This is a genomic window from Streptomyces sp. NPDC059456 (assembly GCF_042750055.1).
Classification (GTDB): Bacteria; Actinomycetota; Actinomycetes; order Streptomycetales; family Streptomycetaceae; genus Streptomyces.
Genome location: NZ_JBHYVA010000220.1, coordinates 1 through 11,847, shown reverse-complemented (window position 1 = coordinate 11,847; position 11,847 = coordinate 1). Strand labels below are relative to the sequence as shown.

General features: G+C 71.5%; 10 protein-coding genes. 3 read left to right on the top strand and 7 right to left on the bottom strand.

Annotated features, from left to right (window positions below; all coding sequences use genetic code 11):
• Positions 1-119: 119 nt before the first annotated feature.
• On the bottom strand, positions 120-1,277 hold the full coding sequence (locus tag ACFXA3_RS20375) for an acyl-CoA dehydrogenase family protein (RefSeq protein ID WP_385188572.1): 1,158 nt from the start codon (positions 1,275-1,277) through the stop codon (positions 120-122).
• Positions 1,278-1,496: 219 nt separating this feature from the next.
• Here ACFXA3_RS20375 and ACFXA3_RS20370 point away from each other — a divergent pair, with 219 nt between their 5' ends.
• The gene (locus tag ACFXA3_RS20370) at positions 1,497-2,840 is read left to right on the top strand and encodes a UDP-glucose dehydrogenase family protein (RefSeq protein ID WP_385188570.1); all 1,344 of its coding nucleotides are present in this window, start codon (positions 1,497-1,499) and stop codon (positions 2,838-2,840) included.
• Between the two features lie 68 nt (positions 2,841-2,908).
• Here the strand turns inward: ACFXA3_RS20370 and ACFXA3_RS20365 are convergent, their stop codons facing one another.
• From ACFXA3_RS20365 to ACFXA3_RS20350, 4 genes are read right to left on the bottom strand one after another with little or no spacing between them, the layout of a single operon-like run.
• Positions 2,909-4,147, bottom strand: a complete 1,239-nt coding sequence (locus ACFXA3_RS20365; RefSeq protein ID WP_385188569.1) for a dipeptidase — start codon at positions 4,145-4,147, stop codon at positions 2,909-2,911.
• A gap of 55 nt (positions 4,148-4,202) precedes the next feature.
• Positions 4,203-5,381, bottom strand: coding sequence for a dipeptidase (locus ACFXA3_RS20360; RefSeq protein ID WP_385188567.1), 1,179 nt, complete (start codon positions 5,379-5,381; stop codon positions 4,203-4,205).
• Entirely contained in the window at positions 5,378-5,914 is a 537-nt protein-coding gene (gene purE / locus ACFXA3_RS20355) for a 5-(carboxyamino)imidazole ribonucleotide mutase (RefSeq protein WP_385188565.1), read from the bottom strand. The genes ACFXA3_RS20360 and purE overlap by 4 nt, the downstream gene beginning before the upstream one ends.
• On the bottom strand, positions 5,911-7,050 hold the full coding sequence (locus ACFXA3_RS20350; protein ID WP_385188564.1) for a 5-(carboxyamino)imidazole ribonucleotide synthase: 1,140 nt from the start codon (positions 7,048-7,050) through the stop codon (positions 5,911-5,913). The genes purE and ACFXA3_RS20350 overlap by 4 nt, the downstream gene beginning before the upstream one ends.
• Positions 7,051-7,248: 198 nt before the next feature.
• Between ACFXA3_RS20350 and ACFXA3_RS20345 the strand changes: the two genes are divergently transcribed.
• Positions 7,249-7,767 (top strand): GtrA family protein, encoded by a 519-nt coding sequence (locus ACFXA3_RS20345; protein WP_385188563.1) that lies wholly within the window; start codon positions 7,249-7,251, stop codon positions 7,765-7,767.
• A gap of 37 nt (positions 7,768-7,804) precedes the next feature.
• Here ACFXA3_RS20345 and ACFXA3_RS20340 read toward each other — a convergent pair whose 3' ends face one another.
• Positions 7,805-9,070: an ATP-binding protein gene (locus tag ACFXA3_RS20340; RefSeq protein ID WP_385188561.1), complete on the bottom strand. Its 1,266-nt coding sequence runs from the start codon at positions 9,068-9,070 to the stop codon at positions 7,805-7,807.
• Positions 9,071-9,085: 15 nt separating this feature from the next.
• The gene (locus ACFXA3_RS20335; protein WP_048479095.1) at positions 9,086-9,763 is read right to left on the bottom strand and encodes a response regulator transcription factor; all 678 of its coding nucleotides are present in this window, start codon (positions 9,761-9,763) and stop codon (positions 9,086-9,088) included.
• Positions 9,764-10,257: 494 nt separating this feature from the next.
• Here ACFXA3_RS20335 and ACFXA3_RS20330 point away from each other — a divergent pair, with 494 nt between their 5' ends.
• Positions 10,258-11,775, top strand: coding sequence for a peptide MFS transporter (locus tag ACFXA3_RS20330; RefSeq protein ID WP_385188559.1), 1,518 nt, complete (start codon positions 10,258-10,260; stop codon positions 11,773-11,775).
• Positions 11,776-11,847 lie beyond the last annotated feature (72 nt).

The following is an 11,847-nucleotide window of genomic DNA, read 5'->3' as shown; positions in this document are numbered from 1 at the left end:
TGTGAGTGAGTGCCCCCCGCCGGGGGCGGGGGGGCGCCCCCCCCCCCGGCCGGGGCGCGGCCGCGGCCCCCCCCCCCGGCCCCCCCCCCCCGCCCTCGATTTGGGCTGCGGAGGGCGTGCTACGGCAGGTTGCGCGCCATGACGATGCGCTGGACCTGGTTGGTGCCCTCGTAGATCTGCGTGATCTTGGCGTCGCGCATCATGCGCTCGACCGGGTAGTCACGGGTGTAGCCGTAGCCGCCGAGCAGCTGGACGGCGTCCGTGGTGACCTCCATCGCGATGTCGGAGGCGAAGCACTTGGCCGCGGCGCCGAGGTAGGTCAGGTCGGCGTCACCGCGCTCGGAGGCGGCGGCGGCCTGGTAGGTCAGGGCGCGGGCGGCCGAGACCTTCATGGCCATGTCCGCGAGCATGAACTGCACGCCCTGGAAGTCGCCGATCGGCTTGCCGAACTGCTTGCGCTCCTGGACGTAACCCTTGGCGTAGTCCAGGGCGCCCTGCGCGATGCCGAGCGCCTGGGCGGCGATCGTGATGCGGGTGTGGTCGAGGGTCTTCATCGCGGTGGCGAAGCCGGTGCCCTCGGCGCCGATCATGCGGTCGGCGGGGATCCGTACGTTGTCGAGGTAGACCTCGCGGGTCGGGGAGCCCTTGATGCCGAGCTTCTTCTCGGGGGCGCCGAAGGAGACGCCCTCGTCGCCCTTCTCGACCACGAAGGCCGAGATGCCCTTGGAGCGCTTCTCGGGGTCGGTGACGGCCATGACCGTGTAGTACTCGGAGACGCCCGCGTTGGTGATCCAGCGCTTGACGCCGTTGAGGACCCAGAAGTCCCCGTCGCGCACGGCGCGGGTCTTCATGCCGGCGGCGTCGGAGCCCGCGTCGGGCTCGGAGAGGCAGTACGAGAACATGCCGTAGCCCTTGGCAAGCGGGCCGAGGTACTTCTTCTTGAGGTCCTCGGAGCCGGAGAGGATCACCGGGAGCGAGCCGAGCTTGTTCACGGCCGGGATCAGGGAGGAGGAGGCGCAGACGCGGGCCACCTCCTCGATCACGATCACGGTGGCGAGGGCGTCGGCGCCGGCGCCGCCGTAGGTCTCCGGGACGTGGACGGCGTGCAGGTCGTTGGCGACGAGCGCGTCGTGGGCTTCCTGCGGGAAGCGGGCCTCTTCGTCGACCGCGGCGGCGAACGGCAGGATCTTCGCCTCGGCGAGCGAGCGGACGGACTCGCGGAGCATGTCGTGCTCCTCGGCCGGGCGGTACAGGTCGAAGTCGGCAGAACCCGCCAAGACTCTCACTCCCCAAGTGTGGTGCGCGTGTGGTGCGTGATGCGCGCTGCGTGATGCTAACTACCGTTAAGTAACCCAAATCTTAGTGTCCGGCGTCCCGACAGCGATATGTACGGACCACGTGAGCTGCGTGACAGCGGTGTCTCCCGGGGAACGTCCCCCCTGACCGGCCCGACTATGCTCAGTGGCCGCAAACGGCCCCGCACCTCTGGAGCATCCATGGCCCCCCTCAGGATCACTGTGATCGGCACCGGCTATCTCGGCGCCACCCACGCCGCGGCGATGGCGGAGCTGGGCTTCGAGGTGCTCGGGCTGGACGTGGTGCCGGAGAAGATCGAGATGCTGGCCGCGGGCCGGGTGCCGATGTACGAGCCCGGGCTGGAGGAACTCCTCGCCGCGCACGTCGCGGGCCTGCCGGGCTCCACCGGGCGGCTGCGCTTCACGCAGTCCTGGGAGGAGGTCGGCGCGTTCGGCGACGTCCACTTCGTCTGCGTGAACACCCCGCAGAAGCACGGCGAGTACGCGTGCGACATGTCGTACGTCGACTCCGCGGTGGAATCGCTGGCCCCGCACCTGACCCGGCCGGTCCTGGTCGTCGGCAAGTCCACCGTGCCCGTGGGCTCGGCGGAACGCCTCGCCGCGAAGCTGGCCGACCTCTCCCCGGCCGGAGCCGACGTGGAGCTGGCCTGGAACCCGGAGTTCCTGCGCGAGGGCTTCGCCGTCCAGGACACCCTGCACCCCGACCGCATCGTGATCGGACTGCGGGGCGACCGCGGCGAGAAGCTGCTGCGCGAGGTGTACGCGACGCCGCTGGCGGAGGGCACCCCGCTGGTGGTGACCGACTTCCCGACGGCCGAGCTCGTCAAGACCGCCGCCAACTCCTTCCTCGCCACGAAGATCTCCTTCATCAACGCGATGGCGGAGGTCTGCGAAGCGGCCGGCGGCGACGTGGTCAAGCTGGCCGAGGCCATCGGCCACGACGAGCGGATCGGCGCGAAGTTCCTGCGCGCCGGGATCGGCTTCGGCGGGGGCTGCCTGCCCAAGGACATCCGGGCGTTCATGGCGCGGGCCGGCGAACTGGGCGCGGACCAGGCGCTGACCTTCCTGCGCGAGGTCGACTCCATCAACATGCGCCGGCGCGGGCACATGGTCGAGCTCGCGCGCGACGCCGTCGGCGGATCCTTCCTCGGCAAGCGGGTCGCGGTGCTCGGCGCCACCTTCAAGCCGGACTCCGACGACGTCCGCGACTCCCCCGCCCTGAACGTGGCCGGGCAGATCCACCTCCAGGGCGGCCAGGTCACCGTCTACGACCCCAAGGGCATGGACAACGCCCGGCGCGTCTTCCCGACCCTCGGCTACGCGGACTCGGCCCTGGAGGCGGCCCGCGGCGCGGAGGTCGTCCTGCACCTCACCGAATGGCGCGAGTTCCGCGACCTCGACCCGGTGGAGCTGGGCGAGGTCGTCACCGACCGCCTGATCCTGGACGGCCGCAACGCCCTCGACACCGACCGCTGGCGCGCGGCCGGCTGGACGTACCGGGCGATGGGCCGCCCCCGGGCCTGAGCCCCGGCCCCGCACGGGGCCGCGGACTACGGACTACGGACTACGGGCCACGGACTGCGCGCTACGGGCTACGCCGGCCTGCGGTGCTGGGCGGCGCGGGCGGTGAATTCCGCGTCGCGCAGCACCCGCTGGGCGTTCTCCCAGGTCAGCAGGGCCAGGTCGGTCTCCGACCAGCCGCGTTCCAGCAGCTCCGCGATCAGTCGCGGATAGCCCGAGGGATCGGTCAGCCCCATCGGCCGCGGGACGCCCGGCTCGGTGCCGAAGGTGGCGCCGAGGCCGACGCAGTGCGGACCCGCGACGGTGCGCACGTGCTCCACGTGGTCGGCGACCGCGTGCAGCGAGTCCCCGGTCTGCTCGGCGTCGAAGGTGACCATCGCCAGGCCGTTCGACGCCCGCAGCGCCAGCAGCACGTCATCGGTCACGTTCCCCGGATGCGGGTTCAGCGCCGCGGCGGCGGTGTGCGAGACGACCACCGGCGCCTTGGAGGCCCCGGCGAGCTGGCAGGCCACCTCCGGCGTACAGCCGGTCAGGTCCACGAGCATCGCCAGCCGGTTCATCTCCTTGACCACCTCGTGGCCGAACGGCGTCAGCTCGTCCCCGGCCCAGGGCGCCCCCGCGGGCGCGAGCATGCGGACGCCCAGCGCGTGGAACGCGCGCAGCGCACCCAGCGAATCGGTCAGGGTACGGCCGGGCACGGGGCCCAGGAACGAGGCGATCCGGCCCCGGTTGCGGGCATCGGCCATGTCGTCCGCGGTCAGCGCGAGGGACAGGCCGTCCGGGTACCGGTGCATCAGGTCCCGTGCCACGTCGATCTGTTCGAGGGTGTCGGACACCACCTGGTCGGTGCTCTGGGCCCCCTCCGGCAGCAGCGACCAGAACTGCGCGCCGACCCCGCCGGCGCGCAGCCGCGGGATGTCGGTGTCGACACCGCTGTCCGGGGTGTCGATGTCGTGGTACGGGCTCTGGCGCAGGGTCCGGACGAGGGTGTTGTGCCCGTCGGCGACGGGATGCACCGACAGCAGTGCGACGGCCCGCTCCATGGCGCTGCCCGACGCCGCGGCGGGCCCGTCCTCGGCTCCGGCGGTGCCGGGGGCGGCGGGGACGGCGGCCACGGGCACGGTGGCCGCGGTGCCCGCGGTGTGGGCGGTGGGCGCGGTGGGCGCGGGGAAAGCGACGTGCGGTTCATCCTGCAGGTCGGCCATGGCGTTCGGCTCCGGTCTCGGCGGCAGCAGGGAGAGGTGCTGCCACCGTGACACGCCGCCCGGCCCGGCCGCCCGGCGGATGTGGCGTTCGGGTGTACCCCGCACGGCGGCACTCCCGCCGCCCCCGCCACCGTCCGCCGGGACGGACGGACCGCTGCGGCTACAGCACCGCGTTGGAGGGGCCGCGGGACGCCGACAGCTCGCGCGCCACCGCCTCCGCGTCGCGCAGCGCCCGTACCGCGTTGGACCAGGTCAGCTTGGCCAGGTCGGCCCGCGACCAGCCGCGCGAGAGCAGCTCCGCGATCAGGTTGGGGTAGCCCGCCACGTCGTCCAGCCCGGCCGGGGTGAAGGCCGTGCCGTCGTAGTCGCCGCCGATGCCGATGTGGTCGACGCCGGCCACCTCGCGCATGTGGTCCAGGTGGTCGGCGACCGTGGCGGCCGTGGCCACCGGGCGCGGGCGCGCGGCCTCGAAGGCCCGGTGCAGGGCCATCGCCTCGGGCGTGGTGTCGAGGTGGTGGAAGCCGTGCGCGCGCAGGTTCTCGTCCGCCGCCAGGGTCCACTCCACCGCCGCGGGGAGGATGAACTTCGGTACGAACGTGGCCATCGCGACGCCGCCGTTGGCCGGCAGCCGCTCCAGCACGTCGTCCGGGATGTTGCGCGGGTGCTCGCACACCGCCAGCGAGGACGAGTGCGAGAAGATCACCGGCGCGGCCGAGACGGCGAGCGCGTCCCGCATCGTCGTCGCGGCGACGTGCGAGAGGTCCACGAGCATGCCGATGCGGTTCATCTCGCGGACGACCTCGCGGCCGAAGTCGCTCAGACCGCCGTGCCGGGGCTCGTCGGTCGCCGAGTCCGCCCAGTCGATCGTGTCGTTGTGCGTGAGCGTCATGTAGCGCACGCCCAGCCGGTGCAGGGCGCGCAGCGTGGCGAGCGAGTTGTTGATGGAGTGGCCGCCCTCGGCCCCCATCAGCGAGGCGATCCGGCCGTCGGCGCGGGCCGCCTCCATGTCGTCCGCCGTCAGCGCCCGCACCAGGTCGGCCGGATAGCGGTCGATCAGCTGGACGACCGCGTCGATCTGCTCCAGGGTGGCGCTGACCGCCGTGTCGCCCGCGTAGTCGGAGCGGACGTACACCGACCAGAACTGCGCGCCGACCCCGCCGGCGCGCAGCCGGGGGATGTCGGTGTGCAGCCGGCCGCTCTGGTCGCCCGCGATGTCGCGCTGCGCCAGGTCGTAGCGGACCTGCTCGCGCAGCGCCCACGGCAGGTCGTTGTGCCCGTCGACGACCGGGTGCTCGGCGAGCAGCTCCCGCGCCTCGCCCAGGCGCTGCGCGGCGCTCACTTGCCGAATCCGAAGGACTCCGCGCCCGCGACCTTCGTCCGCAGCCGCTTGCCCTTCTCGGTGGCCTGGTCGTTGAGCTCCTGCTGGAAGTCCTTCATGCGGCCGAGCAGCTCGGGGTCGTGCGCGGCCAGCATCCGTACGGCCAGCAGCCCGGCGTTGCGCGCGCCGGCGACGGAGACGGTGGCGACGGGAACCCCGGCGGGCATCTGGACGATCGACATCAGGGAGTCCATGCCGTCGAGGTACTTCAGCGGCACCGGGACGCCGATGACCGGCAGCGGGGTCACCGAGGCGAGCATGCCGGGCAGGTGGGCGGCGCCGCCGGCCCCGGCGATGATCGCCTTGAGGCCGCGCTCGGCGGCCTGCTCCCCGTACGCGACCATCTCGCGCGGCATCCGGTGCGCGGACACCACGTCGACCTCGTAGGGGATCTCGAACTCGTCCAGGGCCTTCGCGGCGGCCTCCATGACGGGCCAGTCGGAGTCCGAGCCCATGACGATGCCGATGACGGGACCTGCGGTGGAGGTGCTCATGCGGTGATCGTTCCCCTGAGGTAGCCGGCTGCGTGGCGTGCGCGTTCCAGCACATCGTCCAGGTCGTCGCCGTAGGTGTTGACGTGGCCGACCTTGCGGCCGTGCTTCACGTCCTTGCCGTACATGTGGATCTTGAGCTGGGGGTCGTGCGCCATGCAGTGCAGGTACGCCGCGTACATGTCGGGGTAGTCCCCGCCGAGCACGTTGGCCATGACCGTCCAGCGGGCCCGGGGGCGCGGGTCGCCCAGGGGGAGGTCCAGGACCGCGCGGACGTGGTTGGCGAACTGGGACGTGATCGCGCCGTCCTGGGTCCAGTGGCCGCTGTTGTGCGGGCGCATCGCCAGTTCGTTGACGAGGATCCGGCCGTCGGCGGTCTCGAACAGCTCCACGGCCAGGTGGCCGGTCACGCCGAGCTCCTTGGCGATGCGCAGGGCCAGGGCCTGGGCCTCGCCCGCCAGCTCCTCGGACAGGTCCGGGGCGGGGGCGATCACCGTGTCGCACACGCCGTCGACCTGGATCGACTCGACGACGGGGTAGGCCACGGCCTGGCCGTGCGGGGACCGGACGATGTTGGCCGCCAGCTCGCGGACGAAGTCGACCTTCTCCTCCGCCAGGACCGGCACGCCCGCCTTGAACGGGGCCTGCGCGTCCTCGGCGGCCCGGACGAACCACACGCCCTTGCCGTCGTAGCCGCCGCGCACGGTCTTGAGGATGATCGGGAAACCGCCCACCTCGTCCGCGAAGGCCGCGGCGTCCGCCGGATCGCTCACGATCCGGTGGCGGGGACTCGGGGCACCGATCGCGTCGAGCTTCGCGCGCATCACCCCCTTGTCGGCGGCGTGCATCAACGCGTCGGGCCCCGGGCGGACGGGAATGCCGTCCGCTTCCAGGGCCCGCAGGTGCTCGATGGGCACGTGCTCGTGGTCGAAGGTGATCACGTCACAGCCGCGCGCGAAGGCGCGCAGCGTCTCCAGGTCGCGATAGTCGCCGATGACGACATCGCTCACGACCTGGGCCGCCGAGTCCTGTGGGGTGTCACTGAGGAGCTTGAATCTGATGCCGAGGGGGATGCCCGCCTCGTGGGTCATGCGGGCGAGCTGTCCGCCGCCGACCATGCCGACTACCGGGAACGTCACCCCTCCAGAGTATCCGCCGGTATTCCGCCATCCGGACGTGGCCTGGCGCGAACCCGGCGAAACACCCCTCGCCCCGCCCCTGTGCGCTGCGTCGCACGCTGTGCGAAGGCGCAGACGGACCAACCGGGCGACACTTAGCATGACGGGGACGACCGCGCCTTGCTGCAGGCGCGAAAAATGACAGGAGTGAACCATCACATGAGTACGTCGCAGAACGGATCCACCCTCGAACGCGCCCGCGGTCTCATGCGGGAGGTCGCGAAGTTCGGGGCCGTCGGCGGACTCGGCGTGCTGGTCAACCTCGGCGTCTTCAACCTGATCCGGCACACGACCGACCTCCAGGTCGTCCGCGCGAGCGTCATAGCCACCGTCGTCGCCATCGCGACGAACTACCTCGGCTTCCGCTACTTCGCCTACCGGGACCGCGCCCAGTCCGGCCGCACCCGCGAGCTGACCCTGTTCGCCGTGTTCAGCGTGATCGGCCTGGTCATCGAGAACGGCGTGCTCTACACGGCCACCTACGGCCTCGGCTGGGACGGCCCGCTCGCGAGCAACGTGCTCAAGTTCATCGGAATCGGCGTCGCCACCGTCTTCCGCTTCTGGTCCTACCGGACGTGGGTCTTCAAGGCCCTGCCCGTCCCCGCGGCCGCCTCGCTGGTCGTCGAGCAGCGCACCGGCCAGGACGCCGCCCGCGCCCCCGAGCCCGCCCGCAAGTGAGCCCCGCCGGGGGTACGCCCGGGGGGCAGGACGCCCCCTAGCGGACCGTCTGCTCCGGCTCCGGCCGCTCCGGCGCCGTCCGGCTCAGGAAGAGCGCGAACACCGCGGGCTGCGTCTGCAGCAGCTCCAGCCGGCCCCCGTCGGCCTCCGCGAGGTCCCGGGCCACGGCCAGGCCGATCCCGGTGGAATTGCGGCCGCTGATCGTCCGCTCGAAGATCCGGTTGCCGAGGTCCGGCGGAACCCCCGGCCCCTCGTCCGTGACTTCCAGCACGGCCTGGTTCCCGATCACCCGGGTACGCAGCGCGACCGTGCCGCCACCGTGCATCAGCGCGTTCTCCACGAGGGTGGCCAGCACCTGCGAGACCGCGCCCGGGGTGCCGACGGCCCGCATGCCCGTCTTGCCGGAGCGCACGATGGCCCGGCCCGCGCTGCGGTAGGCCGGCCGCCACTCCTCCACCTGCTGTTTGACGACCTCGTCCAGGTCGAAGGGGACCGCCGAGCCCGTCCGCGGGTCCCGCGAGTTCGTCAGCAGCCGCTCGACCACGTCCGTGAGCCGCTCCACCTGGGTCAGGGCGATGCTCGCCTCCTCCCGCACCGTCTCCAGGTCGTCGGTGACCGTGATCTCCTCCAGCCGCATCGACAGGGCCGTGAGGGGGGTGCGCAGCTGGTGGGAGGCGTCCGCGGCCAGGCGCCGCTCGGCGGTCAGCATCCGGGCGATCCGCTCCGCGCTGGAGTCCAGCACGTCCGCGACCCGGTCCAGCTCGGGAACCCCGTACCGCTTGTGCCGGGGGCGCGGGTCGCCGGAGCCCAGCCGCTCGGCCGTCTCGGCCAGGTCGGTGAGCGGGGAGGCCAGCCGGTTGGCCTGCCGTACGGCGAGCAGGACGGCCGCCACGACGGCGAGCAGCGCCACCGCGCCGACCACGGCCAGGGTCCGCCCGACCTCCCGGGTCACCGTGGAGCGGGACTCCTCGACGACCACGGTCTCGCCCTGCTCCCCCTTGGCGGTGCCGCGGATCACGCTGTCGGGGATCCGGTCGCCGACCTCCACGGGCGGCTGTCCGGGGACGGTGATCCGGGCGTATCCGCCCACGTCCAGCTGCTCGGCGAGGGCCTCGGCGTCGATGGGCTTGCGTTCCAGGACGCTCGACTCGACGATGCCCACCAGGCGCAGCGCCTCGGACTCGATGCGGTCCTGGGCACTGCTGGTGATCGTCCGGGTCTCGACGATCACCAGGGAGACCCCGAAGACGGCGATCACGACGAGCACCACGGCGAGCGTGGAGTTGATCAGGCGGCGGCGCATGGTCCGGGAGGCCGCTCAGCTCTTCTCGAAGCGGAAGCCGACCCCGCGGACGGTGGCGATGTAGCGCGGGTTCGCGGCGTCGTCGCCGAGCTTCTTGCGCAGCCAGGAGATGTGCATGTCGAGGGTCTTGGTGGAGGACCACCAGGTGGTGTCCCAGACCTCGCGCATCAGCTGGTCGCGGGTGACGACCCGGCCGGCGTCGCGGACCAGGACCCGCAGCAGGTCGAACTCCTTGGCCGTGAGCTGGAGCTCTTCCTCGCCCATCCAGGCGCGGTGCGATTCGACGTCGATCCGCACGCCGTGGGTGGCGGGGGCCTGGGTGGCGTCGCCCGCGCCGCGCCGCAGCAGGGCCCGGACCCGGGCCAGCAGCTCGGCGAGGCGGAAGGGCTTGGTCACGTAGTCGTCGGCGCCGGCGTCCAGGCCGACGACCGTGTCGACCTCGTCCGCCCGGGCGGTGAGTACGAGGATGGGGAAGCCGTGGCCCTCGGCGCGCAGCCGGCGGGCGACTTCGAGTCCGTCCATGCCCGGCAGGCCCAGGTCCAGGACGACGAGGTCGACGCCGCCCTGGAGGCCTGCGTCCAGGGCGGTGGGGCCGTCCTCCCGGACCTCGACCTCGTACCCTTCCCGGCGCAGGGCGCGGGCCAGGGGCTCCGAGATGGATGCGTCGTCCTCGGCGAGCAGTACACGCGTCATGTGGGTGATGGTAGTCCGCGGCGGGTCAAAGCAGGGGCGCGCCCGCACACCCCTGCCGATCTGGTCTTATGACAGGAGGCGGCCTTCGAATGTGGCGAAACGGTTCCCGGCGCGCCTGTGATCCATCTCTCAAGTCCTTTCATATGCCGCAGTGTCGTGTCGTATGGTGGCGAGACGCCTGATGCACTACCTCTGAGACCTTTGCGCCGAAAAGCGAGCCGAAGGTCTCGATTCTGTCCGGATCGATCAGGGGGTCTTGACGACTCGCCTCATCGCATCCGGTGACAGTGAATGACCTGTGGGCCGGGCCCCCGCGCGCGAAGCTGCGCGTCGGGGCGTGGATCCCGGTTACGAATGTCCCCTGCCCCCCTCCTCCTCGGACGGGGGCAGACCCCTGGGCGTGGGGTGGGACACCGTCGCCGGTGCCGGCCACCCCCCACCCGGGCGCTGTTCCGCTCACGAAGCGAAGCGTCCCGAGCAAGCAAGGATCGACCATGGCTTCCAGCCTGACGAAGGCTTCGGCGGATCCGTCCGCCGAGAAGACCTTCTTCGGCCACCCCCGTGGCCTGGCCACTCTGTTCATGACCGAGATGTGGGAGCGCTTCTCCTACTACGGCATGCGTGCACTGCTGGTGTACTACCTGGTCTCGGGCGGCGCCGACGCCGCGACGGGCAGCCAGGGTGGCGGTCTGGCCATGACCGCGGCCACGACCACGGCCATCTACTCCGTGTACGTCTCCATGGTCTACCTGATGGCCATGCCGGGCGGCTGGTTCGGTGACCGTGTCTGGGGCGCCCGCAAGACGGTCGCCATCGCCGGTTTCGTGATCATGGCCGGTCACCTGTCGCTGGCCGTTCCCGGCCAGGCGATGTTCTTCGTCGGTCTGATCCTGGTCGCGGCGGGCTCCGGTCTGCTGAAGGCCAACATCTCCACGATGGTCGGCCACCTGTACGACGGCCCCGAGGACCCGCGCCGTGACGGTGGCTTCACCCTCTTCTACGTCGGCATCAACCTCGGCGCCTTCGTCGCCCCGCTCGTCGTCGGCACGGTCGGCAAGGAGCACAACTGGCACCTGGGCTTCGCCCTGGCCGCCCTCGGCATGGGCCTGGGTCTGACCCAGTTCCTGCTCGGCACCAAGCACCTGAGCCCGAAGAGCAGCGTGGTCCCGAACCCGCTGTCCGCGCAGGAGCGCAAGGCCGTCCTCACGAAGCTCGTCTTCGCGGTCCTGGGTGTCGCCGTCTTCTACGGCGCCGTGGTCGCCCTCGGTGCCTACACGCTGAACTGGGCCCTGGTCCCGCTGACGCTGGCCGGTCTGTTCATCCCGATCGCCGTCCTGGCCCGCATCAAGCGCGACAAGGACCTGTCGGGCGCCGAGCAGTCGAAGATGACCGCGTACATCTGGTTCTTCATCGCGGCCGCCGTCTTCTGGATGATCTACGACCAGGGTGGCTCCACGCTGTCCCTGTTCGCGGACGACAAGACCGCCGGCACCATGTTCGGCTTCGACTTCTCGGCCACCTGGTACCAGTCGCTGAACCCGCTGTTCGTGATGGCGCTGGCTCCGGTCTTCGCCTGGCTGTGGCTGTGGCTGGCCCGCAAGAACCAGGAGCCGAACACCATCGTGAAGTTCGCGATGGGCCTGGTCCTGATCGGTGCCTCGTTCTTCGTCTTCATCGTCCCGATGGGCATGGCGACGGGCGACACCAAGGTCTCCCCGATGTGGCTCGTCTCGATCTACATGATCCAGACCATCGGTGAGCTGTGCGTCTCCCCGGTCGGCCTCTCGGTCACCACGAAGATGGCGCCGCAGAAGTACGCCTCCCAGATGATGGGTGTCTGGTTCCTCGCGGTCACCGCCGGTGACTGCATCACCAGCCTCCTGTCCATCGGCGGCGTCGACCTGAACGGCACCTGGGTGATCGGCTTCCAGGCCGCCGCCGCGGCCCTGGCCGGCCTCGCGGTCTACACGTACCGCAAGAAGGTCCAGACGCTGATGGGCGACGTGCACTGATGCACTTACCCTCCCGCGCACGCGCACGGCGGGGGGGGGGGGCGCCCCCCCCGGGGGGGGGCGCCCCGCGCC